Raw genomic sequence first — 22,756 nt, forward strand, 5'->3', positions numbered from 1 at the left:
AGGACACCGCGCGTCAGCGCGGAAAGGGGGCCCGGGGGCTTGCCCCCGGTTGCGGGAAGGGGCGGGTAGGGGACTAGGCCCCGCGCAGCGGCACCCGCCGCCCCCGAACCCGCTCCCGATGCGCCTTCTGCCGGCACGCCCCGCCGCAATACCGCGCCGGCCTCCCCGTCCGCGCCACCCCCACCGCCTCCCCACACACCGCACACCCCGTTTCGTTACGCGTAACCCTCTTCCCACCGGGAAGTTTCGTTACGTTTCGCCGCCGCCCCGCCCGCAGGCTGTCGCACATCAGCGCCGTCATCCGCCCCGCCGGCGCCCCCGCGCCCCGGTGGCGTTCCATCGCCAGGCAGCCGAAGAGCAGCGTCACCACGTCCTCCGTGTCCACGTCCTTACGGACGTCGCCACTTTCCTGAGCCCGCGTCAGAAGCGTGTGCAGGGCGGCTCGGAAGTCCTGTTCGACGTCCGCCGACGGACGGAATCGGCCCTCGACGCTCGCCTCAAGAGCGTCCTGGAGCGCCTTGTTCCGGGCGGACAGCCGTACCACCGCCGCCAGATAGCGGAAGAAGACCCCACCGGGGTCCTCCGCGTCCGCCAACTCCCTCGCCGTATCGGTGAAAAGCCGGATCCGGTCCACCACAGTCGCCCTGAACAGGGCTTCCTTGGAAGGGAAATGGCGATAGACCGTACCGGGACCGACCCCGGCACGGCGTGCGATCTCCCCGAGCGGAACCGCCAACCCCCGTTCCTCGAAAGCGGATCGGGCCGCTTCGAGCACGAGCGCCCTGTTGCGCCGCGCGTCCGAGCGCAAGGACACCGAGGGCGAGGAGGAGGCGGTTCCCGCCGTCGTCACGGAGGACCCGGCGGACGCGGAGGCGGGCCGGCGAAGCGCCGTTTTCTTACGTGACGGCATGCGCGGGGGCCTCCGAAGGCGCGGGAACGAAACGGGCCAGGCGTTCCGATTCTATCCGGGCGGTTGAGCGAGGCACCGCAGGCGACATATGCATATAAAACGCCTGGATCAGCGGAAAGCTGGAGCAACACACTGAAGAAACGAAAAGGCCGCCGCCGGTGCGCGAAGCACCGACGGCGGCCCGGAGGGCGTCCGAGTGACGGATCAGCCCACGAGCGCGGCCTCCCACGCCGCCCCCGCGGCCTTCAGGTACGTCTCGTCGTCCGCCACCTGCGCGCCCAGCGCGCGCAGCCCCGCCGCGAGCGCCTTCAGCGAGGCCAGGACCGTGTCGAGGTCGGCGGCCAGACCGTAGTGGTTGACGCGGATCATCTCCTCGGCCAGCGCACCGCCCGCGGCCTGTACGGGCACCGTGGCGTCGGCCGCGAGGGCCGCCGCGACGACGTCACGCGCGTCGACCCCGCCGGGGGCGCGCAGGGTCGTCGCGGCGGGGGCGGCGTCCTCGTCGCGCACGACGTAGGGGGTGAGGGTGCCCAGGGCCCGTACGCCCGCGCGCGTGGCCGCGGCGGCACCGCGATGACGTGCGATGACGGCATCGAGGCCGGTGGCCTCGATCCTGTCGGCCGCCTGCTCCAGGGCGAGCATCTCCAGCTGCGCGGGGGCGTGCGGCAGGACGGCGCGGCCGCCGTCGATCCAGCGCTCCTTCCAGTCCAGGAGGGAGAGGTACGAGCGGCGCGGCGCCCGCTCATTGGCGGCGATGCGCTCCCAGGCGCGGGCGCTGACCGAGACCGCGGAGACGCCCGCCGGGCCCGCCATCGCCTTCTGCCCGCCGATGACGCACAGGTCGACGCCCCACTCGTCGGTGAGCAGCGGTTCCGCGCCGACGGACGCGACCGCGTCCAGCATCAGCAGCGCGCCGTGCGCGCGGACGACGGCACCGATCTCGGCGACGGGGTTGGTGTTGCCGGTGGCCGCCTCGGCGTGCACCAGGCTCACGAAGTCGATCTCCGGGTGCGCGCGCAGCGCCTCGGCGACCTGCTCGGGGCTGACGGCGCCGCTGAAGGGCGCCGTCACCGTGATCACCTCGGCGCCGCAGGAGCGCAGCCAGCCGCCGAAGGTCTCACCGTAAGGGCCGGTGATGATGTTGAGCGCGGTGCTGCCGGGACGGACTGCGGAGCGGATGCACGCTTCCAGGGGCAGCAGGGCCTCGCCCTGCATGGCGACGACGCTCTCGCGTGTGCGCATCAGCGCGGCGACCTTGTCCTCGATGCGCGCGAAGTGCGCGGCACCGAGCGGCGCGAGGTCGAGCAGGACCGGTGCGGTGTTCGCAGTCACGGTGGCCTTCCAGGGTGGGATCGCGCCGTTCCGCCGGCGCCCGCCAATCTCTCCCCGACCCTACGTCCGACGGGTGGCCCCGGCCGAGGGGCGGCCCTCGGCGGCCGACCGCTCGCTGCGGGCCGTTCGCCGCCTGCGGGCCGGTCGCCGCCTGCGGGGCCGCGGCGGGAACAGCGGCGCGCCGGGGCAGCCCCCTCACGTCACCTCAGCGCCACACCTCTTCGCCTCCCCCTCGCATCACCTCAGCGCCGCCCCTCTTCGCCCGTCCCTCGCGTCACCTCAGCGCCACCCGGCCTCGTCCACCCCGCCCGGCACCGCGCTCCCCTGCTCGTACGGCTCCCGTGTGAAGACGAAGGTGCCCAGGTCCAGATGGCTCACGGCGCCCTCGTCCGTGCGGACGACCTTCAGGGTCTCCCCCGCGTAGTAGCCGTCGAGGCCGGTCCAGGTGCCGTCCTCCTCCGGGCGGAAGCGCGAGGCCCGGCCGCCGCCCGCCAAGGGCGACAGTTCGAGCGCGCGCCCGGTGCCGAGGCGCAGGGCGAACCCGGTCGCACCCCAGTACCAGGGCCCGGTCAGGGCCAGCAGCGCGGGATCGACCTCCGCCAGGGGCTGCCAGGGCGCGGGGAAGCGGGGCTCGCGCTCGGCGACGGTGTTCAGCAGGTCGGTGGCGGTGGGCGCCACCTCGAAGCAGGACGTCCGGTTGGCCAGGACGACGGCGGCCAGACCCTCCTCCGGGCTCACCCAGAGCGTCGCCACGAAGCCCGGCATCGACCCGGTGTGCCCGACGAGCGTCCGGCCGTTCCGGCGCGCGACCTGGAGGCCGAGCCCGTAGCCGGAGGTCCAGCCCGGGTCCTCGGGGCCGGATTCCGGTACGCGCATCTCGGCGACGGACGCCGCGCCGAGCACGCGCTCGTCCCCGTCGAGCAGGAACGCCGCGAAGCGGCAGAGGTCACCGGCCGTGGACCACAGCTGACCGGCCGGGGCCATCCGGCCGGTGTCCACCGCCGGCTCCGGAAGAAGGGCGTCCGCCCAGGGGTGGACGGCCCAGCCCTCCGCGTAGGGCGCCTCTGGCGCCGTCGAGGTGCGGTGCATACCGAGCGGAAGCAGCACCTCACGGCGCAGCGCCTCGCCCCAGGGTTCGCCGCGCAGGCGCTCCACGACGGCGCCCAGGAGCGCGTAACCGGGGTTGGAGTAGTGGTGCCTGCGCCCGGCGCGGTGCAGCTGGGAACGCTCCCCGAACAGATCGGCGAGCTCCGGGCGCAGTTCGCCGTCCGTGCGCTCCCACCAGGGCCCGCGCGCCTCCGCCGCCAGGCCGGCGGTGTGCGAGAGGAGCTGGGCGACGGTCGCGTCACCGCCCTCGGGGACGTCGTCGAGATAGGTGCGCAGCGGGGCGTCTAGGTCGAGCAGCCCCTCGTCGCGCAACCGCATGATCAGGACGGCGACGAAGGTCTTGGTGATCGAGCCGACGCGGTACTGCGTGTCCGCGTCGACCGCCTCCCCGCCCGTCGTGCCCCGGCCGCCGGACCACACCACACGCCCGTCCCGCATCACGGCCCCCGTCATGGAGGGCGTCCGGCCCTCCCGCTGGCCGAGGGCGAGCCGGTGCAGCAGAGCGCGCCGGGTCTCGGGCAGCAGCTCCGTGAACTGCTTCTCCTCCGGGCGCTCTTCGTGGTGTCCGCGATGCGTGATCATTCCCGCACCCTAGCCAACGCCCGCCCGGCGGCGGCGCTGGCGTTGACGTCGACGTCAACGTCTACGGTCGTTGCCATGCGCATCGGGGAACTGGCCGAACAGGCGGGCACCACCACCCGCACCCTGCGGCACTACGAATCGCTCGGGCTCCTGCCCGCGCGCCGGGCCGGCAACGGCTACCGCACGTACGACGAGGCCGATCTGCGGCTCCTCCAGCAGATCCGGACCCTCCAGGACTTCGGCTTCAGCCTGGAGGAGACCCGTCCGTTCGTGGACTGCCTCCGGGCGGGCCACCCGGCCGGGGACGCGTGCCCGGCCTCCCTGGAGGTCTACCGCCGCAAGCTGGCGGAGCTCGACGAGGTGATCGAGCGCCTCCGGCACGTACGGGACGAGGTCGGCCTCCAGCTGACCCGCGCCGAACTGGAGCTCGCGGCGGACCTTCCGGGCGGCCCGCCCCCGCGCTGCGCTTTCAGCCCACCGGACGCCGGACACGTCTTCAGCCCACCGGACACCGACCAGGAGACGAGCACACCATGACCACCGTCACCGCTGCCTCATCTGCTACACCTGCCATATCTGCCACATCGGACTCGCACGCAGCATTGGTCCCTTCCGTCACGGACGCCACCTTCGCCGCGGAGGTACTCGACTCCGCTCTGCCGGTCCTCGTCGACTTCACCGCGGCCTGGTGCCCTCCGTGCCGCATGATCGCGCCCGTACTCGCGGAGATCGCGCGGGAACAGACCGGGCGCCTCAGGATCGTCCAGCTCGACGTGGACACCAACCCCCGCACCCAGGCGGCCTACGGCGTCCTGTCCATGCCGACGCTCCTGCTCTTCCGCGCCGGCGAACCGGTGAAGAGCCTCGTCGGCGCCCACCCCAAGCGCCGCCTCCTCCAGCACCTGGCCACCGAACTGCCCTGGCTGGAGCCTCGCTGAGCCTCCCGGGGAGCTCACCCACCGCACGGTCCGGTCAGGAGGGAACGGGCAGACCGGGCCTCTCCTCCATGTCCCACCCGGCCGTGTCCCGCATTGCCGTGTCCCGCATTGCCGTGTCCCGCATTGCCGTGTCCCGCACGTCCATGTCCCGCACGACCTCGGCCAGCCGGGCCAGGCCCGCGGCTCCCTCGCCGCCCTCCTCGGCGCTGAACACATGCACCACCAAGCCGAGTTCTCCCGGAGCGGCCGGTACGTTCAGCGCCTCGAAGTCCAGGGTCAGCAGCCCCGCCACCGGGTGCCGCAGCCTCTTGCGTCCCGCCCCGCACATCAGCACCTCGCCACTGGCCCAGATCCGCCGGAACTCGTCGCTCCGCGTGGACAGGTCCGTGATGAGCCCCGCCAGTTCCGCGTCGTCGGGGTAGCGCCCCGCCGAGACCCGAAGCTGGCCCACGGCCTCCGTGGCCCGCTCCCGCCAGTCGGGGTGGACGACCCGGGAGCCGGGGTCGAGGAAGAGGTAGCGGGCCTGGTTGCGGTCGCGGCGGTCCGGGTCCGCCACGCCGCCGATCAGCTCGGCGCCCAGGTCGTTCCAGGCGACCACGTCGAGCCTGTGGTCCGTCGCGAAGGCGGGGAGCGGGTCCAAGGCGTCCAGGACCCGGAGCAGCGGACGGCTCACCCGGGCCGTGGGCGCGGGGCCGCGACGGGGCGTGGCCAGAGTGGCGAGGTGCCCGCGCTCCGCCGCGTCGAGACCGAGCGCCCTGGCGAGCGCGTCGAGCACCTCGGGGGACGGCTGGGTAGCCCGGCCCTGTTCGAGGCGTACGTAGTAGTCCACGCTGATCCCGGCGAGCTGGGCCAGCTCCTCGCGGCGCAGCCCGCGCACCCGTCGGCGACCGCCGCCGGTGAGCCCGACGTGCTCCGGCGCGACGCGTGCGCGGCGGGCGCGCAGGAAGCCGCCGAGCGCCCTGCGGGGGTCACCTACCCCCTCGACGGGCTCGACGGGCTCGGGCCCGGTCGCGCCACCGCTTCCGGAGCCCTGCGCGGCGCCGGTCGCGGAGCCGGTCCCAATACGGTTCTCGACCACGTCCATGCGCTCAAGTATGCGTGGCCCTCCCAGTACCAGGACCGCGGTTCCGCTGGTCGGACAGGGTGCTGGCTGCCCGGTCGCGCCCGGGGGAACGTGGCGTCATGACCGAAACCACGCCGCGGCGGCCCAAGAAGATCCTCGTCGTCAGCGCCCATCCGGAACCCCGTTCGTTCAACGCCGCCCTGACCGCCTTCGCGGTGGACCACCTGCGCGCGGCGGGTCACGAGGTGCGGGTGTCCGACCTCTACGCGATGAAGTGGAAGGCGACGGTGGACACCGGCGACTTCCCCGACCACACCGCCGACCGGCCGCTGCACGTGATGGACGAATCCGAACGGGCCACACTGGCCGACCGGCTGGCGCCCGACATCACGGCGGAGCAGGAGAAGGTGCGCTGGTCCGACGCGGTGATCCTCCAGTTCCCGATGTGGTGGTTCTCCGCGCCCGCGATCCTCAAGGGCTGGATCGACCGGGTGTTCACCGCCGGATTCGGCTACGGGCCGGCGCTGCCCCCGCCGTACAGCGAGAGCACCCTGGCGGGACGGCGGGCGCTGGTGTCGGTGACGGCCGGCGCCCGGGAGACGTCGTTCTCCGACCGTGGCATCCACGGGCGGCTGGCGGACGTCCTCCATCCGCTCCAGCACGGCCTGTTCTGGTTCACCGGCATGGCGCCGCTCGAACCGTTCGCGGTGTTCGACTCCAACTCCCTGTCGGAGGAGCGGTTCGAGGCGGCGAAGCGGGCGTACGCGCGGCGGCTGGACGGGCTCTTCACGGACGAGCCGGTTCCCTTCCGGACGCTCACCGGCGGCGACTACGACCACGGAATGCGGCTGCTGCCCGGGGTCGAGGCCGAGGGGACGGCGGGTCTCGACCTCCACGTCCGCCCACGCGGCTGACGGGACTGACAGGGCGGACGGGGGGACAAGGGCGGACGGCGGGGCGGCTCGACGGCCGGGCGCCCGGACTGGACACCCGGACGGGCACCGGACGGCAGAAGGGGCGGCGGCCCGCGGGCCGCCGCCACTTCGAACAAGATGGGATCTTGTCCCGGCGCCCCCGCCGGATCCACGGAGACGCCCTCGCCCGGCCCCCTGTTCTGCCACCCTCTGGTGTCCATGAGCCCCATGGATCCCGCGGACCGGCGCGCCTCCGTACGGCGTCGGCCGCGTACCGCCGCCGTCGTCACAGCCGTCGCGGCCGTCGCGGCCGCCCTGTGCGCCGTGACCGCGTGCGGCGGCGGGCACCCGTACGACAGGGGAGGGCGCCCCCACGCCAGCGGCCCGGCGACCGGACCCGCGGTGCCGCCCGGGTCCTTCCCGGAGACCCCCACCACCACCTTCCAGGGCGCCTGGCCCGCCCTGACCGCCGAGGACGGCCCCTCCGGCGTGCTGACGCTGGGCACGCGCCTCGCCTACGCCTACGACCGCGACGACGTCGGCGTCACCGCCTTCCACCTGGACTCCGGCGAGGTCGCCTGGCACTCGGCCGTGCCGGGCGGTGACGACGTCGCACAGGCGCCCCGCCTCACGGGCGACAAGGTGATCGGCGCCTTCACCACCACGGAAGAGGGCGGCGGGACGTACGCCGACCGGCGCGCCCTGACCGTCGTCGCCCTGGAGGCGGGCACCGGCGCCACCCTGTGGACACGCGAGATCGCCCTGGGGACCGCGGGCGGGGCGGGCGGTGACGGCGAGGACCCGGACCCCACCGCCGTCGCCCGTGTCGTCGGCGCCGACGACCGGCACGTACTCGTCGCCTCCGACGCGCCGGGTTACTCGGAGACCCCGCCCCTGTCCGCCCTGCTCGACACGGCGACCGGCCGGGTCGTCTGGACGGACACCGACTTCGAGGGCGTGGACCTGGAGCGGTCGGTGGCCGTCGGCGTCCGCGACGACGGCGACTTCGTGGGCAGGTCCACCACCGACGGCGCCCAGTTGTGGAAGCGGGACCTCCGGCTCGGCGAGGCCCGGACCGCCGACCCCGGCCCCGGCCTCACCTGGGCCGACGGCGTCGGGCCGGGCGGCAGCCTGCTGCTCGACCCCACGAGCGGCACGACCCGTCTGGACTCGGGGGACACCTCGCTGGACGCGTGCCGCTACGACGGCGGGAGCATCACGGTCTGCGCCGGATCAGACGGTTCCGGCGACGCGTCCGTATGGGCCGTGGACGTCCGCGACGCGCGCGTCCTGTGGCGTCTGCCGGACAGGCCGGCGGGCCGTATCGCGCCCGAGGTCACCGCGGCGTGGCACGGGGTGGTCTACGCCCAGGCGGATCAGGCGATGACGCTCGACGCCCGTACGGGCCGGGATCTCGACCCGGACGTCGGCCTGGTCTCCCCCGCCCTGGTCAACGACGGCTACGGGCTCGTCTACGACGCCACGGCGCGGGCGTTCGACGTCTACCGGAGCGGTGGTGCCCCCGGAAGGAGCACGGGCTGAGCCCCGCCCCGCCGTTCTCCGGTCGCGGGCGGCCTTTTCACGCACGTACGAATTCGCGCACGTATGAAGAGGCTTCTCAGGCCCCGCCCACCTGACCTGCCCCGCCCACCTGACCTGCCCCTCCCACCTCACCGGCCTCGTCCGACGCGTGGGGAAGCAGGGGGAACAGCCGGGTGATGAGAGCCACCGGCCGGGCGCCCTCGGGCCGGGCCAGGGGGCGTTGTTCGCGGTCCTGGTAGGGGGCGAGCGCCCGGCGGACGGCGTCCGCGACCCGGCTCATCTCCTCGGGCGTCAGATAGGCGACGGTGCTGAAGGCCTCGTCGTGGCGCCATTCGGCCGGTGCCCCGTCCCGCCGGGCCAGCCAGCGCTGCCAGCTCTCGTCCTCCAGCCCCCGTGCCAGGTCGCCGAACCCGTCCTCCGCGGGCCCGCCGTCGGTGATGGCCTCCCGCCGCAGCCGCCACGGACGCGCGCGGCCCCCGCTGTGGGGGGCCTCTTCGATGTGTCCGTGGCGGGCGAGCTGCCGCAGGTGGAACGAGCAGAGCCCGGAGCTGTGGCCCAGCCGGGCGGCCGCTTCCGTCGCCGTGACGGTGCCGACTTCGGCGAGCAGGTCCAGCAGGGCCCTGCGGACCTCGTGCTCGCGCAGTGCTTCGCCGGAGCCGGCCGTCCGGCCGACTCCGAGGGTCCGGTCGGCGGGGATCCGGTCGGCGGGCGTGGTGAGGTCTTCTTCAGTCACTTTGCAAAGTCTGCTACTTTGCAAAGATCTTGGCAAGCGGTCAGCTTTGCCGAAGAACCGCCGCGGACGGCATCCGCGGCGCTCCGGCGTGCGCGAAAAGAGGCGTGCGCGAGAGGAGGGGGAGACAGCCATGGAAGAGGGGCAGACAGCCATGTCCGACCGTCACGAGCGGTCCCGTCCCGTCGAGCGGCGGGTCCTTGTGCAAGGCCGCCCCGTCGACGCCCATCCGGCCCGGTCACCGGAGGCGGACCGGGGTGCGGTGCGCAGGATCACCGTGGTGGGCGAGGAGGTGCTGAGCCGCCCGTGCCGGGAGGTGACCGAGTTCGGCACCCCGGAGCTGGCGGCCTTGATCGACGACATGTTCCTGACCATGTACGTGGCCGACGGCGCCGGTCTGGCGGCCAACCAGGTGGGCGTCGACCTGCGGCTGTTCGTCTACGACTGCCCGGACGACCAGGGGATCCGGCACGTCGGCCATATCGTCAACCCTGTCCTGGAACTGCCCGGTCCGGGGAGCCGCCGGCTCGTCGACGACTTCGAGGGCTGCCTGTCCGTGCCCGGCGCCGGTATGCCGGTCCCCCGCACCGACCGTGCCGTCGTCCGTGGCCTCGACAAGGACGGCGATCCCGTCGTCATCGAAGGCACGGGGTACTTCGCGCGGTGCCTCCAGCACGAGACCGACCACCTCTTCGGCCACACGTACCTCGACCGGCTCTCCAAGCGGGACCGCAAGGACGCGCTGCGGCAGATGGCGGACCGCCGTGACGACGTCTTCGCCCGACGAGAGGCCATGGCCGCCCGGCTGTCCCGGTGAGACGGGTGCCGGTGTGACGTGAGGCGCGGGGTGTTTGGCGTGTGGCGTGTGGCGTGAGCCGGGGGCGCGACGCCCGCCGGGTCAGGCCCCCGCCATGTCCACGAAGCGCGAGTAGTGGCCCTGGAAGGCCACCGTGATCGTGGCCGTCGGGCCGTTACGGTGCTTGCCGACGATGATGTCCGCCTCGCCCGCGCGGGGCGACTCCTTCTCGTAGGCGTCCTCGCGGTGGAGAAGGATGACCATGTCGGCGTCCTGCTCGATGGAGCCGGACTCTCGGAGGTCGGAGACCATCGGCTTCTTGTCCGTGCGCTGCTCGGGACCACGGTTCAGCTGGGAGAGCGCGATGACCGGCAGCTCCAGCTCCTTGGCCAGCAGCTTCAGGTTTCGCGACATGTCCGAGACCTCCTGCTGACGGCTCTCGGCGCGCTTGGCGCCACCGGCCTGCATCAGCTGGAGGTAGTCGATGATCACGAGCTTGATGTCGGCACGCTGCTTGAGGCGACGGCACTTGGCGCGGATCTCCATCATCGACAGGTTGGGGGAGTCGTCGATGTAGAGCGGGGCGGCCGAGACGTCCGGCATGCGGCGGGCGAGGCGGGTCCAGTCGTCGTCCGTCATGGAGCCGGAGCGCATGTGGTGGAGGGCGACCCGGGCCTCGGCGGAGAGCAGGCGCATCGCGATCTCGTTGCGGCCCATTTCGAGCGAGAAGATCACGCTCGGCATGTTGTGCTTGATCGAACAGGCGCGGGCGAAGTCCAGCGCGAGGGTCGACTTACCCATGGCGGGGCGTGCCGCGATGACGATCATCTGGCCGGGGTGAAGGCCGTTCGTCAGGGAGTCGAGGTCGGTGAAGCCCGTGGGGACGCCGGACATCTGGCCGCTGCGCGAGCCGATGGCCTCGATCTCGTCGAGCGCGCCTTCCATGATGTCGCCCAGCGGGAGGTAGTCCTCGCTGGTGCGCTGCTCGGTGACGGCGTAGACCTCGGCCTGGGCCTTGTTGACGATGTCGTCGACGTCGCCGTCGGCCGCGTATCCCATCTGCGTGATGCGGGTGCCCGCCTCGACCAGACGGCGCAGCACGGCGCGCTCGTGGACGATCTCGGCGTAGTACTCGGCGTTGGCCGCGGTGGGGACGGTCTGGACGAGGGTGTGCAGATAGGGCGCACCGCCGACCTTGGTGATCTCACCGCGCTTGGTGAGCTCCGCCGCGACCGTGATGGGGTCGGCCGGCTCGCCCTTGGCGTAGAGGTCGAGGACGGCCTGGAAGATCGTCTCGTGGGCCGGGCGGTAGAAGTCGTGGCCCTTGAGGACCTCGACGACATCGGCGATGGCGTCCTTGGAGAGCAGCATGCCGCCGAGGACGGACTGCTCGGCGTCGAGGTCCTGCGGGGGTACGCGCTCGAAGCCGCTCTGCGCGGACCGGTCGCCCCCGCCGCCGCCCTGGGACCAGGAGCCGCCGTCGTCGCCACCGCGGTCGTGCCGCTCGCCGCGGGACTGCCCGTCGCCTCGGCGGGGGCGGGAGACGGGGAGCCGGTCGCCCGGGCCCGCGTCGGCCCACGGGTCGTCCATGGGCGGTTCGGGGATGCTCATCCCGCCACCTCCTCCCGTCCGCCACGCGGACCTCGCCGTGCTGTTCTTTCTTACGGCACGGCTCTGACAATTACGGCGCCCGACTCCGGTTCCGACGGGTCGAGTTCGTGTCGATCTCGTAAGGTTCTTGAGGCCGGAACAGGCGGCAGGCGCCGGTCCACGGTAGGCCCGCGGGCACCTTCAGCCAATCTGGTTATCCACAGGGCATGTGGATGACGGGCCCCATCCTGTGGAGAAGTCCACGGATCCTGTGCACGGGGCGGGGGAAACCGCTGTGGACAAACACACAATCACTCCCTACCCGGACCTCTGACCTGCGGTTTCGCCATCCACCGGCTGTTGAGGAGAAAAACTTTCCCCATCGGCCGAAGATCGCGACAAACGGGGCGGGGAAGATGACGCGCGCCCGCTCGATGTAAGGGGTGCAGATGCATTGCGCCGATTACCTGTGGAAGATTAGGTTGGGAGCATGACGCAGGCCACCGCACACGGACCGAAGAGCGCCCGCCGGCACGACCGCGAGATCGTCTCGCTCGCCGTGCCGGCCTTCGGGGCGCTCGTCGCGGAGCCCCTCTTCGTGATGGCCGACAGCGCCGTCGTCGGCCACCTCGGCACCCCTCAGCTGGCAGGCCTCGGCGTCGCCGCGGCACTGCTCACCACCACCGTGGGCGTCTTCGTCTTCCTCGCCTACGCCACCACCGCGGCCGTCGCCCGCCGGGTCGGCGCGGGCGATCTCCGGGCCGCGATACGCCAGGGCATGGACGGTGTCTGGCTGGCCCTCCTGATAGGCGCCGCCGTCATCGCCGTCGTCCTGCCCCTCGCCCCCGCGCTCGTCGGCCTCTTCGGCGCCTCCCCCACGGCCACGCCGCACGCCGTCACCTATCTGCGCGTCAGCGCCCTCGGCATACCCGCCATGCTCGTCGTCCTCGCCGCCACCGGCGTCCTCCGCGGCCTCCAGGACACCCGTACGCCGCTCTACGTGGCCGTGGGCGGCTTCACCCTCAACACCGTCCTCAACGTCGCCCTGGTCTACGGCGCCGGCCTGGGCATCGCCGGCTCCGCCTGGGGCACGGTCGCCGCGCAGTGCGCCATGGCCGCCGTCTACCTCACGGTCGTCGTCCGTGGCGCCCGGCGCCACGGCGCCTCGCTCCGGCCCGACGCCGCCGGCATCCGCGCCTGCGCCCAGGCGGGGGTGCCACTGCTGGTCCGCACGCTCTGCCTGCGTGCCGTCCTCATGATCGCCACGGCGGTCGCGGCCCGGCTCGGGGACGCCTCCGTCGCCGCGCACCAGATCGTGCTGACCCTATGGAGCCTGCTCGCCTTCGCCCTGGACGCCATCGCCATAGCCGGGCAGGCGATCATCGCCCGCTACCTGGGCGCGGACGACCCGGAGGGGGCGCGTGCCGTCTGCCGCCGGATGGTGCAGTGGGGCATCGCCTCGGGCGTGGTCCTGGGGGTGCTGGTGGTGGCCGCGCGCCCGCTGTTCATCCCGCTGTTCACGTCCGACGCGGCGGTACGGGACGCCCTGCTGCCCGCGCTCCTGGTCGTGGCGCTGAGCCAGCCCGTCTCGGGCGTGGTCTTCGTCCTGGACGGCGTCCTGATGGGCGCCGGGGACGGCCCCTATCTGGCCTGGGCGATGCTGGTGGTGCTCGCCGCCTTCGCCCCCGCGGCGCTGCTCGTGCCCGTCCTCGGCGGCGGGCTGACCGCTCTGTGGTGGGCGATGACGCTGATGATGGCGGTCCGCATGATCACCCTGTGGCTCCGGAGCCGCTCGGGCCGCTGGATAGTCACGGGGGCCGTACGGGCGTGAGGGCCGGGTCTCCCGGAGCCCGCCCCCGAACGGCGGAAGGGCCGCACCCCGAGGGGTGCGGCCCTTCACACGCTACCGATCGCAGGGCGATCAGGCAGCGACGACCTCGATGCCGAGCTTGGCAACGACATCGGCGTGCAGACGCACGGAGATCTGGTGCGAGCCCAGCGTCTTGATGGGCGAGCCCACCTCGACACGACGCTTGTCGACCTTCGGACCACCCGAGGCCTCGATCGCGGCAGCGATGTCGGCGGGGGTCACGGAGCCGAACAGGCGGCCGGCGTCGCCGGCACGGGTCGCCAGGCGCACCTTGGCGCCCTCGAGCTGACCCTTGACCTCGTTGGCCTGCTCGATCGTGGCGATCTCGCGGATCTTGCGGCCGCGGCGGATCTGCGCCACGTCCTGCTCGCCACCCTTGGTCCAGCGGATCGCGAAACCACGCGGGACCAGGTAGTTGCGGGCGTAGCCGTCCTTGACGTCGACGACGTCACCGGCGGTGCCGAGGCCGGAGACCTCGTGGGTGAGGATGATCTTCATTTTTCGGTCACCCTTCCCTTATCGCGCGGAGGACGTGTAGGGCAGCAGCGCCATCTCACGGCTGTTCTTCACGGCCGTGGCGACGTCACGCTGGTGCTGGGTGCAGTTGCCGGTCACGCGACGGGCACGGATCTTGCCGCGGTCGGAAATGAACTTCCGCAGCATGTTCGTGTCCTTGTAGTCCACGTAAGCGGTCTTGTCCTTGCAGAACGCGCAGACCTTCTTCTTAGGCTTGCGCGGAGGCGGCTTCGCCATTGTCTCTCTCCTGTGTGATCAAGAAGTTTTTGGTGCTGTCGCCCTCGGGCCCCGAGGGGCCCGGGCCCTTTCGGGCCTAGAAGGGCGGCTCGTCCGAGTAGCCGCCGCCGGAGTTGCCGGAGCCGCCGCCCCAGCCACCTCCGCCGCCGCCCTGCTGGCCGCCGGACGGAGCGCTGGTCGCCCACGGGTCGTCGGCGGGAGCCCCGCCGCCGCCCTGCTGGCCGCCGGAGGGGCCGTTGCCCCAGCCGCCGCCCTGCTGGCCGCCACCGCCGCCACCAAAGCCACCACCCTGGCCACCGCGACCCGCGGTCTTGGTGACCTTCGCCGTGGCGTTCTTCAGGCTGGCGCCGACCTCTTCGACGTCGAGCTCGTAGACCGTGCGCTTGACGCCCTCGCGGTCCTCGTAGGACCGCTGCTTCAGACGGCCCTGCACGATGACGCGCATGCCTCGCTGAAGCGACTCGGCGACGTTCTCCGCCGCCTGACGCCACACCGAGCACGTGAGGAAGAGGCTCTCGCCGTCCTTCCACTCGTTGGTCTGGCGGTCGAAGGTGCGGGGAGTGGACGCGACGCGGAACTTCGCGACCGCCGCACCGGACGGGGTGAAGCGCAGCTCGGGGTCGTCGACGAGATTGCCGACGACCGTGATGACGGTCTCGCCTGCCATGGATGAACCTCTCGGCGGGTGTGCTGCTGGCTGCTTGCTACTCAGTTGCGATGCAGCCCGATTACCTCTGAACCGCTGGGGTTCAGTGGGTCTCGGGACGGAGGACCTTGGTCCGGAGGACCGACTCGTTCAGGTTCATCTGGCGGTCGAGCTCCTTGACGACCGCAGGCGTGGCCTGCAGGTCGATGACCGAGTAGATGCCCTCGGGCTTCTTCTTGATCTCGTACGACAGACGACGACGGCCCCAGGTGTCGACCTTCTCGACCTTTCCGTTGCCCTCACGGACGACGGAGAGGAAGTTCTCGATCAGCGGGGAGACAGCGCGCTCCTCGAGATCGGGGTCGAGGATGACCATCACCTCGTAGTGACGCATGTGGAACCCACCTCCTTTGGACTCAGCGGCCACGGTCGTTCCGTGGCAGGAGGGTCGTGATGCGTGAACAACGGTATCGGCGGACACTGACAATCAGCGGAAAGTCCCTGGGTTGCCCCCGGGACCGAAGCTGGGTCCGGGCAGACACCGGTGCAGACCGTACAGAGTACCCGCACTCCGGCGTCCGGTTGAAATCGAACCGTCGGGCCCCGCAATCTGTACGCATCGGGTGTGACCGGCGCTACATTGCGCCTGCCTTCAGGAGGTGGCTCCATGACACAGGCGGTTCGGCAGCCCAGGGGACTGCGCGCGACCCTCGCCTCGGTCCTCAACAGCGACGGCAAGCCCCATCCCGTCGAGAACACCCTCGTCGCCGTGACGGTCGTGCTGGGCGCGCTCGCCGCCGTCTCGTCCCTGTGGACGGGGCTGCACCTGCTCAGTTCCTGGAGCGGGCTCGTGGGCATCCTCACGGGGGCGTGGGGACAGTTCATCTCCGCCACGACCGGTGAGCGGTTCCTGCTGATCATCGGCCTCGGGGCCGCCGCCCTGGGCTTCTTCCTGGGCATGGCGCACGGGGGGCTCTTCGGCGGTGTGATCGGATAGCGGGTCGTACGCCCGGACGGGCGGCTCCCCGGTCGCAGTAGGCTTCGGCGCGAGAGCCGGAGCCCCGACCCTGGGGACACACCTGCCGAGGAGCGCCCCGCATGAGCCTGACCCTGAGGACCATCAGCCGAGAGCAGCATCTGGCATACATCCAGAGCCTGCCCGCGGCGAGTCACATGCAGGTTCCGGCATGGGCTGATGTCAAGGGCGAGTGGCGCTCGGAGAACCTGGGCTGGTTCGACAAGAACGGTCAGCTCGTCGGCGCGGGCCTGGTGCTCTACCGCCAGCTGCCCAAGATCAAGCGCTACCTCGCCTACCTGCCCGAGGGCCCGGTCATCAACTGGTTCTCGCCGAACCTCGAGGACTGGCTGCGTCCGATGCTGGCGCACCTCAAGCAGCAGGGCGCCTTCTCGGTGAAGATGGGCCCGCCCGTCGTGATCCGCCGCTGGGACGCCAACGCCATCAAGACCGGCATCGCCGACCCCGATGTGAAGCGCCTGCGCGACGTCGAGGCCACCCACATCGAGCCGCGCGCCTTCGAGGTCGCCGACCAGCTGCGCCGGATGGGCTGGCAGCAGGGCGAGGAGGAGGGCGCCGGCTTCGGCGACGTCCAGCCGCGCTACGTCTTCCAGGTGCCGCTGTCGAACCGCTCCCTGGAAGACGTCCACAAGGGCTTCAACCAGCTGTGGCGCCGCAACATCAAGAAGGCCGAGAAGGCCGGCGTCGAGGTCGTCCAGGGCGGCTACGAGGACCTGCCCACCTGGCAGCACCTCTACGAGATCACCGCCGAGCGCGACAAGTTCCGCCCGCGCCCGCTGAGCTACTTCCAGCGCATGTGGACGGCCCTCAACACCGAGGACCCCAACCGGATGCGGCTGTACTTCGCCGTGCACGAGGGCGAGGCCGTGGCGGCCGCGACGATGCTGATCGTCGGCGGGCACGTCTGGTACTCCTACGGCGCCTCGGCCAACCACAAGCGCGAGGTCCGCCCGTCGAACGCGATGCAGTGGCGGATGCTCCGCGACGCCTACGCGCTGGGCGCGAGCGTCTACGACCTGCGTGGCATCGGCGACTCCCTCGACGAGAGCGACCACCTCTTCGGTCTGATCCAGTTCAAGGTCGGCACGGGCGGGCAGGCGGCGGAGTACCTCGGCGAGTGGGACTTCCCGCTCAACAAGCTCCTCCACAAGGCCCTCGACATGTACATGTCGCGCCGCTGACCCTTCCGCACGGCCGGCCGCGCGCCGGCCCGTACGGCCACGAAGCAATGCCGCGAGGCATACGAACACGTCACCCAGCAGGCACAGGGAAAGGTTCCGGGACCGGCCATGGCGCTCACGCTCTACGTCGACACCGCGCGTTGGCGGGCACACCAGCAGAGCATCCTCCAGCAGTTCCCCGGGATCGTCCCGGTCTGCAAGGGCAACGGCTACGGCTTCGGCCATGAGCGGCTGTCCGACGAGGCCGCCCGCTTCGGCTCGGACATCCTCGCCGTCGGCACCACCTACGAAGCGGCCCGGATCAAGGACTTCTTCAGCGGCGACCTGCTGGTGCTCACCCCGTTCCGGCTGGGCGAGGAGCCGGTGCCGCTGCCCGACCGGGCCATCCGCTCGGTCTCCTCGGTCGAGGGCGTGCGCGGCCTGGTCGGCGCGCGGGTCGTGGTCGAGGTCATGAGCAGCATGAAGCGGCACGGCATCAGCGAGGAGGACCTCCCCAAGCTGCACGCCGCCATCGAGGACGTGCGCCTGGAGGGCTTCGCGATCCACCTGCCGCTGGACCGTACGGACGGCTCCACCGCCGTCCAGGAGGTCACCGACTGGATGGAGCGGCTGCGCAACGCCCGGCTGCCGCTGCACACGATGTTCGTCAGCCACCTGCGCTCCGACGAACTGGCCCAGCTCCAGCAGCAGTTCCCGCAGACCCGCTTCCGGGCCCGGATCGGCACCCGGCTGTGGCTCGGCGACCACGACGCCACCCAGTACCGCGGGGCCGTCCTGGACGTGACCCGCGTCGCCAAGGGCGACCGCTTCGGCTACCGGCAGCAGAAGGCCGCGGGCGACGGCTACCTCGTGGTCGTGGCGGGCGGCACCTCGCACGGCGTGGGCCTGGAGGCGCCGAAGGCGCTGCACGGGATGATGCCGCGCGCCAAGGGCGTCGCCCGCGCCGGCCTCGCGACCATGAACCGCAACCTCTCGCCCTTCGTCTGGGCGGGCAAGCAGCGCTGGTTCGCGGAGCCGCCGCACATGCAGGTCTCGATCCTCTTCGTGCCGGGCGAGGTCGCCCCGCCCCAGGTCGGCGACGAGCTGGTGGCCCACCTGCGGAACACCACCACTCAGTTCGACCGTCTGCTCGACCACTGACCCACCCCCTTCGGGTACGGGGCCGGAGAGCCGCTACGACAGCGTGCTGCTCCCGGTCCCCCGACGGACACCTGTGCCGGCGGAGTGTTCCGCGTGCCGGGCCCGGCGCGCGGAACCGAGGACGACTATGTCCGGGGCCCCGTCCAGGACGCCGCCCGAGGGGTCGTCGGAGCCGTCGCGCCGGATGACGTCGCGCTCCGGCAGGAGGATGTCGCGGACGACGACCGCGCACAGATACAGCGTCCCCAGCAGATGCAGGGCGATGGCCAGTTGATAGCCCTCCACGGGCAGGCCCTGGTGTTTGTCACCGCTTCCGGTGTAGGCCAGGTAGGACCAGATGCCGAGGAAGTACATCACCTCGCACGCCTGCCACACGAGGAAGTCGCGCCACTTGGGCCGGGCCAGCACGGCGAGCGGGATCAGCCACAGCACGTACTGCGGTGAATAGACCTTGTTGGTGAGGATGAACAGCGCCACCACCAGGAAGGCCAGCTGGGCGAAGCGCGGGCGCCTCGGGGCGTAGAGCCCCAGGGCGCCGATGGCCAGACAGCCCAGGATCATCAGCAGCGTCACATAGGTGTTGGCGTTCTCCAGCGGATTACCGGTGCGCTGCGAGATCAGGAGCCAGACCGAGCCGAAGTCGATCGGGCGTTCCTGGCTGAAGGTGTAGAACTTCGCCCAGCCCTCGCGGATGTGGAAGCCCGTCGCGTTATGCGTGATCATGACGGGGAGGTTCACGACCAGCCAGGCGGCGACGGCGCCCAGGGTGGCGTCACGGAAGGCCCTGAGGCGTCCGGCCCGCAGGCAGAGGATGAACAGCGGCCCCAGCAGGAGCACCGGATAGAGCTTCGCCGCGGCCGCCAGCCCGATCAGGACACCCGCCACGACGGGCCGCTCGCGGGACCACATGAGCATCGCGAGGGCGGTGAGGGCGACCGCCAGAAGGTCCCAGTTGACCGTGGCCGTCAGGGCGAGCGCCGGGGCCAGGGCGACCAGCAGGCCGTCCCAGGGGCGGCGCCGGTGCGTACGGGCGGCGCAGACGGCGACGACCGCCGCGCAGGCCATCAGCATCCCGGCGTTGACCAGCCAGTTGAGCTGCTCGCGGTGCTGGAGCGTCCCGCCGCCGAGGGTGAGCCGGGCCGCGACCTCCATGAACAGGCCGGTGAGGACCGGATACTCCAGATACTCCATCCCGCCGGACAGCTCCTGCGGGATCCGGTCGAAGTACGGGATCAGGCCCGCGTCGAAGCCGCGCCCGCTGTAGAGGTGCGGGATGTCGGAGTAGCAGGCGTGGGTGTACTGCGTGGTGGCGCCGAAGAACCAGCCGTACTCGTAGCAGGGGAGCTTCTGCACCATGCCGAGCGCGAACATCCCCAGGGCGACGAGCGCGATCACCCGGACCGGTGTCCACCAGCCCGCGCCGGGCAGGGCGCGCCGGCCCACGGGCCCGCCGATGAGCTCACTGCCGGCGGCGGCCACCTCGTCCTCGACGGTGGGCCGTACAAGCTGGTCGTCCCGGGCGCTCCTCATGCCGACCATCCTGCCGTACCCGCCCAGGGCCCGTCGGAGCCTGTGGATAACTTCGAGGGCCGCCTCACGCGAACGCGGGACGGCCCTCGGGTCGGATGGCTCAGGCGGTGGCCAGGGCCCGGTGTCTCAGCAGGTCAGTCGCGCATCCCGCCGAACAGTCCACCGCCGCCGGGGCGGCCGCGGCTCTGCTCGGGCGACGGCGAGGTGCCCGGATCGCCGCCCGGACCGCCGACGCCGCCCGGATCGCCCGACGTACCGGGTTCACCGGGACCGCCGTTGTCGCCCTGGTGGCATCGCCGGTCGAACGGCAGGCAGACCTTGCTCGGCTTCGGGCTGGGCGAGGCCGGCTTGGACGGCGACGCGGACGGGGACTTCGACGGCGAGGCCGACGGGGCCGTGGACGGCACCGCGCTGGGGGAGGGGCTGGCTCCGTCGCCGAAGACCTTCTCGCCGATGGGTTCGGCCCGCTCGAACTGCTCGATCGGCCGGCCCTTGAGCGCCTTGCCCATGTAGTCGGCCCAGATCTCGGCCGGGAAGGACGCGCCGTGGATGGTCGTCTGGCCGCCCACGCCGCGCATGGAGAGGAACTCCTGCTTCTTGGCGTTGGGGTCGACCCGGTACATGCCGACCGCGGTCGACAGCTGCGGGGTGTAGCCCGCGAACCAGGCGGAGCGGTTGCCGTCGGTCGTACCCGTCTTGCCCGCGGCCGGGCGGTCACCGAGCTTCGCCGAGGTGCCCGTACCGGCCTCCACCACGGTCTTCAGCACATCGGTGACGTTGTTGGCCACCCGCGGCGAGAAGGCGAGCTTGCTCGACGCCTCGTGGACGTAGGCGGGCTTGCCGTCCTTCTCGACCTTCTCGACGGAGTACGGGTCCATCTGCTTGCCGCTGGCCGCGAAGGTCGCGTACGCGCCGGCCAGCCGGATCGCGCTGGGCGCCGATGTGCCGAGCGAGAAGGTGGGGGTCGTCGCGGCGAGCTGGTCCTTGTCCAGGCCGGCCGCGAGCGCGGCCTCCTTGACCTTGTCGGTGCCGACGTCCATGCCGAGCTGGATGAAGGGGGTGTTCACCGAGAACTGCATGGCGGTCCGGAGCGTGACGAGGCCACGGTCCTCGTCACCATCGTTGACCTGGCGCCATTCGCTGCCGCTCGGGTCGTGCCAGACCGAGCCGTTGTAATTGCGGAGCGTCAGCTTGTTGTTGCCGTTGTAGACGCTGTCCGGGGAGACCAGCGTGCGCTGGCTGTCGCTCTGCGTCGCGCCGAGGCCCGGATCCCGCTTGCCGTGCGTCATGGCGGCGGCGAGCACGAACGGCTTGAAGGTCGAGCCCACCTGCACACCGGTGTAGTCGGCGTTGTTGGTGTAGTGCTCCAGGGCGTTCTCACCGCCGTAGATGGCGACGATCTTGCCCGTCTTCGGCTCCACGGAGGCGCCGCCGAACTGCACGAACTTGTCCTTCTCGCGCACGTCGGGCTTGATGTTGGCCTTCCGTACGTCCTCCACGGCCTTCGACAGGGCCTCGACCTTGTCGCGGTCGAAGGTGGTGTGGATCTGGTAGCCGCCCCGGTCCAGCTGGTTCTTGCTGATGGTGGAGTGGGCGACGATGTAGTTGTCGGCGAGGTCGGTGAGATAGCCGATCTGGCCGGCGCGGTTGGTCGCGGGCTTGGGCTTCTGCGGCTGCGGGAAGCCCTTCGCGACCCAGGTGTCGCGCTCCGCGGCCTTCAGGTGGCCGACCTCGACCTCACGGTCCAGGGTCCACTTCCAGCGGTCCATGGAGCGCTTGGTGTTCTTCTCCGGCGTGGCCGCCGGGCCCTGACCGCCGTAGGGGTCGTACAGGTTGGGACCGTTCAGCGTCGCCGCGAGGTAGGCGCTCTCGCTGGCCGTCAGCTGGGTGCAGTCCTTGTCGTAGTACGCCCGCGCCGCGGCCTGGATGCCGTAGGCGCCGCGGCCGTAGTAGGCGGTGTTGAGGTAGCCGGCGAGGATGTCGTCCTTGTCCTTGGTGGCCCCCACCTTTATGGAGATGAGCAGCTCGGTCGCCTTGCGCTTGAGCGTCTGCTCCTGGCTCAGGTAGGTGTTCTTCACGAACTGCTGGGTGATGGTCGAACCGCTCTGCGTCTCACCGCCCTGCGCCATCTTCACGACGGCGCGCGCGATGCCCATCGGGTCCACGCCCCAGTCCTCGTAGAAGCTGGCGTTCTCGGCCGAGATCACCGCGTACTGCATCGACTTGGGAATCTTGGCGATCGGCACGATCTGACGGTTCAGGGCGCCACCGCCGGCGACGACCATTTGCTTGCCGTCGGACCAGTAATAGACGTTCTTCTGGACCGCGGCGGCCTTCTGCTCGCTGGGCACCTGGACCACGGCCAGGGCGACGCCCACCGTGCCGAGGATCAGCCCTATGAAGGTGAAGCACGCGCCGAGCACCAGCTTCCACGACGGCAGCCAGCGCTTCACGCCGTCCTTGCCCGCGCGCGGATAGTCGATGAAGCGCTTCTTACCGGGGCGCCCGCCGTCCCGGCGCCCTCTTCCTCCTCCGGACCCGGCGTCACCAGGGCGTCTGCGCCCGCCGGGCGCGCTCCGCTGGGCGCCCCTGCGGGCTCCGGCCCGGCCTCCGTACTGGTCGCCTCCGCCGGGCGGCGGTGTGGCGGAACTGCTGGGCGGTGCGGCACGGCGGCCGGACGTCGGCTGCTGGGCCGCGCGCCTGGCCGCGGCTCGACCGCCGCCGCCCTGAGGCTGCGGCGGCGGCTTGCGGCGGTGCTCGCTCATCGAACGACTACTCCTAGGGCAGGCGCTATCGCCTGGAAGCGGCAGGTGGCTTGCGTTCCCCCCGATGCGCTGTCCGGTTGCCCCCCTGAGCAACCGGGCGCACTGCATCCAGGACGAGGACGCCGAAAGGCGTCACTCGGTTCCCGGTGGTCTGCATGGCGCACAGACTACGCACGGCCAAATCCCGCCCACTGCGGATGTTCACTCCAATTCAGGCAGGTTGTGTCCCACGAATCGGTGATGTGACCTCGTTCACCGTGCCCCCTCTTGTCGCAACAGGGTGGTCGTTCTATCGTCTGGATGTATCGAGTCGATACATCAGCTCGGCATA

General features: G+C 71.5%; 21 protein-coding genes. 9 read left to right on the forward strand and 12 right to left on the reverse strand.

Going from position 1 to position 22,756, the window contains the following annotated elements:
* Positions 1 to 73 precede the first annotated feature (73 nt).
* The 3 genes from LUZ64_RS11565 to LUZ64_RS11575 all read right to left on the reverse strand — a co-directional run bounded on the left by LUZ64_RS11565 (position 74) and on the right by LUZ64_RS11575 (position 3,931).
* Entirely contained in the window at positions 74 to 775 is a 702-nt protein-coding gene (locus LUZ64_RS11565) for a TetR/AcrR family transcriptional regulator (protein WP_232389903.1), read from the reverse strand.
* 339 nt (positions 776 to 1,114) lie between these two features.
* Positions 1,115 to 2,242, reverse strand: a complete 1,128-nt coding sequence (locus tag LUZ64_RS11570; RefSeq protein ID WP_095580981.1) for a pyridoxal-phosphate-dependent aminotransferase family protein — start codon at positions 2,240 to 2,242, stop codon at positions 1,115 to 1,117.
* A 279-nt stretch (positions 2,243 to 2,521) separates the two neighbouring features.
* Positions 2,522 to 3,931 (reverse strand): serine hydrolase domain-containing protein, encoded by a 1,410-nt coding sequence (locus LUZ64_RS11575; protein ID WP_095580982.1) that lies wholly within the window; start codon positions 3,929 to 3,931, stop codon positions 2,522 to 2,524.
* Positions 3,932 to 4,006: 75 nt separating this feature from the next.
* Between LUZ64_RS11575 and LUZ64_RS11580 the strand changes: the two genes are divergently transcribed.
* Together LUZ64_RS11580 and trxA are read left to right on the forward strand one after the other, a co-directional pair.
* Positions 4,007 to 4,468: a MerR family transcriptional regulator gene (locus LUZ64_RS11580; protein WP_095580983.1), complete on the forward strand. Its 462-nt coding sequence runs from the start codon at positions 4,007 to 4,009 to the stop codon at positions 4,466 to 4,468.
* On the forward strand, positions 4,465 to 4,869 hold the full coding sequence (trxA, locus tag LUZ64_RS11585) for a thioredoxin (RefSeq protein ID WP_095580984.1): 405 nt from the start codon (positions 4,465 to 4,467) through the stop codon (positions 4,867 to 4,869). Before LUZ64_RS11580 ends, trxA begins: the two co-directional genes overlap by 4 nt.
* 34 nt (positions 4,870 to 4,903) lie before the next feature.
* Here trxA and LUZ64_RS11590 read toward each other — a convergent pair whose 3' ends face one another.
* The gene (locus LUZ64_RS11590) at positions 4,904 to 5,953 is read right to left on the reverse strand and encodes a helix-turn-helix domain-containing protein (protein ID WP_095580985.1); all 1,050 of its coding nucleotides are present in this window, start codon (positions 5,951 to 5,953) and stop codon (positions 4,904 to 4,906) included.
* A gap of 98 nt (positions 5,954 to 6,051) precedes the next feature.
* Here LUZ64_RS11590 and LUZ64_RS11595 point away from each other — a divergent pair, with 98 nt between their 5' ends.
* Complete coding sequence (locus tag LUZ64_RS11595; protein ID WP_095580986.1) at positions 6,052 to 6,846, forward strand: NAD(P)H-dependent oxidoreductase; 795 nt, start codon at positions 6,052 to 6,054, stop codon at positions 6,844 to 6,846.
* Between the two features lie 219 nt (positions 6,847 to 7,065).
* Positions 7,066 to 8,388 carry an outer membrane protein assembly factor BamB family protein gene (locus LUZ64_RS11600; RefSeq protein ID WP_170116725.1) on the forward strand — a complete coding sequence of 441 codons (1,323 nt, stop codon included), beginning with the start codon at positions 7,066 to 7,068 and terminating at the stop codon, positions 8,386 to 8,388.
* A 76-nt stretch (positions 8,389 to 8,464) separates the two neighbouring features.
* Here LUZ64_RS11600 and LUZ64_RS11605 read toward each other — a convergent pair whose 3' ends face one another.
* Positions 8,465 to 9,121: an ArsR/SmtB family transcription factor gene (locus LUZ64_RS11605; protein ID WP_372471959.1), complete on the reverse strand. Its 657-nt coding sequence runs from the start codon at positions 9,119 to 9,121 to the stop codon at positions 8,465 to 8,467.
* A gap of 151 nt (positions 9,122 to 9,272) precedes the next feature.
* On the opposite strand from LUZ64_RS11605, the gene def reads away from it, so the two are divergent.
* Positions 9,273 to 9,935, forward strand: coding sequence for a peptide deformylase (def, locus tag LUZ64_RS11610; RefSeq protein WP_095580988.1), 663 nt, complete (start codon positions 9,273 to 9,275; stop codon positions 9,933 to 9,935).
* An 81-nt stretch (positions 9,936 to 10,016) separates the two neighbouring features.
* Here def and dnaB read toward each other — a convergent pair whose 3' ends face one another.
* Positions 10,017 to 11,525 (reverse strand): replicative DNA helicase, encoded by a 1,509-nt coding sequence (dnaB, locus tag LUZ64_RS11615; protein WP_095580989.1) that lies wholly within the window; start codon positions 11,523 to 11,525, stop codon positions 10,017 to 10,019.
* Positions 11,526 to 11,994: 469 nt separating this feature from the next.
* Between dnaB and LUZ64_RS11620 the strand changes: the two genes are divergently transcribed.
* On the forward strand, positions 11,995 to 13,335 hold the full coding sequence (locus LUZ64_RS11620; protein WP_095580990.1) for an MATE family efflux transporter: 1,341 nt from the start codon (positions 11,995 to 11,997) through the stop codon (positions 13,333 to 13,335).
* Between the two features lie 90 nt (positions 13,336 to 13,425).
* On the opposite strand, the gene rplI is transcribed toward LUZ64_RS11620, so the two are convergent.
* The 4 genes from rplI to rpsF all read right to left on the reverse strand — a co-directional run bounded on the left by rplI (position 13,426) and on the right by rpsF (position 15,167).
* Positions 13,426 to 13,872, reverse strand: coding sequence for a 50S ribosomal protein L9 (gene rplI, locus LUZ64_RS11625; protein ID WP_095580991.1), 447 nt, complete (start codon positions 13,870 to 13,872; stop codon positions 13,426 to 13,428).
* 18 nt (positions 13,873 to 13,890) lie between these two features.
* On the reverse strand, positions 13,891 to 14,127 hold the full coding sequence (gene rpsR, locus LUZ64_RS11630) for a 30S ribosomal protein S18 (protein ID WP_004950692.1): 237 nt from the start codon (positions 14,125 to 14,127) through the stop codon (positions 13,891 to 13,893).
* Between the two features lie 76 nt (positions 14,128 to 14,203).
* On the reverse strand, positions 14,204 to 14,794 hold the full coding sequence (locus LUZ64_RS11635; RefSeq protein ID WP_095580992.1) for a single-stranded DNA-binding protein: 591 nt from the start codon (positions 14,792 to 14,794) through the stop codon (positions 14,204 to 14,206).
* An 82-nt stretch (positions 14,795 to 14,876) separates the two neighbouring features.
* Complete coding sequence (gene rpsF / locus LUZ64_RS11640; protein ID WP_058045341.1) at positions 14,877 to 15,167, reverse strand: 30S ribosomal protein S6; 291 nt, start codon at positions 15,165 to 15,167, stop codon at positions 14,877 to 14,879.
* 273 nt (positions 15,168 to 15,440) lie between these two features.
* Here rpsF and LUZ64_RS11645 point away from each other — a divergent pair, with 273 nt between their 5' ends.
* The 3 genes from LUZ64_RS11645 (at position 15,441) to LUZ64_RS11655 (ending at position 18,130) form a co-directional block, all read left to right on the forward strand.
* A complete protein-coding gene (locus LUZ64_RS11645) occupies positions 15,441 to 15,770 on the forward strand; it encodes a hypothetical protein (protein WP_095580993.1) in 330 nt (109 codons plus the stop codon).
* Positions 15,771 to 15,871: 101 nt separating this feature from the next.
* Entirely contained in the window at positions 15,872 to 16,990 is a 1,119-nt protein-coding gene (locus tag LUZ64_RS11650) for a lipid II:glycine glycyltransferase FemX (protein WP_087927234.1), read from the forward strand.
* Positions 16,991 to 17,098: 108 nt separating this feature from the next.
* Positions 17,099 to 18,130 (forward strand): alanine racemase, encoded by a 1,032-nt coding sequence (locus tag LUZ64_RS11655; protein WP_095580994.1) that lies wholly within the window; start codon positions 17,099 to 17,101, stop codon positions 18,128 to 18,130.
* Positions 18,131 to 18,163: 33 nt separating this feature from the next.
* On the opposite strand, the gene LUZ64_RS11660 is transcribed toward LUZ64_RS11655, so the two are convergent.
* Both LUZ64_RS11660 and LUZ64_RS11665 read right to left on the reverse strand, forming a co-directional pair.
* Complete coding sequence (locus LUZ64_RS11660; protein WP_095580995.1) at positions 18,164 to 19,660, reverse strand: glycosyltransferase family 87 protein; 1,497 nt, start codon at positions 19,658 to 19,660, stop codon at positions 18,164 to 18,166.
* A gap of 134 nt (positions 19,661 to 19,794) precedes the next feature.
* Complete coding sequence (locus LUZ64_RS11665; RefSeq protein WP_095580996.1) at positions 19,795 to 22,425, reverse strand: transglycosylase domain-containing protein; 2,631 nt, start codon at positions 22,423 to 22,425, stop codon at positions 19,795 to 19,797.
* Positions 22,426 to 22,756: the final 331 nt, after the last annotated feature.

This window comes from Streptomyces albireticuli (assembly GCF_021228125.1).
Classification (GTDB): Bacteria; Actinomycetota; Actinomycetes; order Streptomycetales; family Streptomycetaceae; genus Streptomyces; species Streptomyces albireticuli.

Excerpts from the sequence above, each read along its gene's own strand:
- LUZ64_RS11650 (WP_087927234.1), top strand. The coding sequence starts at position 15,872 with ATGAGCCTGACCCTGAGGACCATCAGCCGAGAGCAGCATCTGGCATAC.
- LUZ64_RS11645 (WP_095580993.1), top strand. The coding sequence starts at position 15,441 with ATGACACAGGCGGTTCGGCAGCCCAGGGGACTGCGCGCGACCCTCGCC.
- rpsF (WP_058045341.1), bottom strand. The coding sequence starts at position 15,167 with ATGCGTCACTACGAGGTGATGGTCATCCTCGACCCCGATCTCGAGGAG.
- LUZ64_RS11600 (WP_170116725.1), top strand. The coding sequence starts at position 7,066 with ATGAGCCCCATGGATCCCGCGGACCGGCGCGCCTCCGTACGGCGTCGG.
- LUZ64_RS11580 (WP_095580983.1), top strand. The coding sequence starts at position 4,007 with ATGCGCATCGGGGAACTGGCCGAACAGGCGGGCACCACCACCCGCACC.
- LUZ64_RS11590 (WP_095580985.1), bottom strand. The coding sequence starts at position 5,953 with ATGGACGTGGTCGAGAACCGTATTGGGACCGGCTCCGCGACCGGCGCC.
- LUZ64_RS11575 (WP_095580982.1), bottom strand. The coding sequence starts at position 3,931 with ATGATCACGCATCGCGGACACCACGAAGAGCGCCCGGAGGAGAAGCAG.
- LUZ64_RS11665 (WP_095580996.1), bottom strand. The coding sequence starts at position 22,425 with ATGAGCGAGCACCGCCGCAAGCCGCCGCCGCAGCCTCAGGGCGGCGGC.
- rplI (WP_095580991.1), bottom strand. The coding sequence starts at position 13,872 with ATGAAGATCATCCTCACCCACGAGGTCTCCGGCCTCGGCACCGCCGGT.
- LUZ64_RS11595 (WP_095580986.1), top strand. The coding sequence starts at position 6,052 with ATGACCGAAACCACGCCGCGGCGGCCCAAGAAGATCCTCGTCGTCAGC.
- def (WP_095580988.1), top strand. The coding sequence starts at position 9,273 with ATGTCCGACCGTCACGAGCGGTCCCGTCCCGTCGAGCGGCGGGTCCTT.
- LUZ64_RS11655 (WP_095580994.1), top strand. The coding sequence starts at position 17,099 with ATGGCGCTCACGCTCTACGTCGACACCGCGCGTTGGCGGGCACACCAG.
- dnaB (WP_095580989.1), bottom strand. The coding sequence starts at position 11,525 with ATGAGCATCCCCGAACCGCCCATGGACGACCCGTGGGCCGACGCGGGC.
- LUZ64_RS11635 (WP_095580992.1), bottom strand. The coding sequence starts at position 14,794 with ATGGCAGGCGAGACCGTCATCACGGTCGTCGGCAATCTCGTCGACGAC.
- rpsR (WP_004950692.1), bottom strand. The coding sequence starts at position 14,127 with ATGGCGAAGCCGCCTCCGCGCAAGCCTAAGAAGAAGGTCTGCGCGTTC.
- LUZ64_RS11620 (WP_095580990.1), top strand. The coding sequence starts at position 11,995 with ATGACGCAGGCCACCGCACACGGACCGAAGAGCGCCCGCCGGCACGAC.
- LUZ64_RS11660 (WP_095580995.1), bottom strand. The coding sequence starts at position 19,660 with ATGAGGAGCGCCCGGGACGACCAGCTTGTACGGCCCACCGTCGAGGAC.
- trxA (WP_095580984.1), top strand. The coding sequence starts at position 4,465 with ATGACCACCGTCACCGCTGCCTCATCTGCTACACCTGCCATATCTGCC.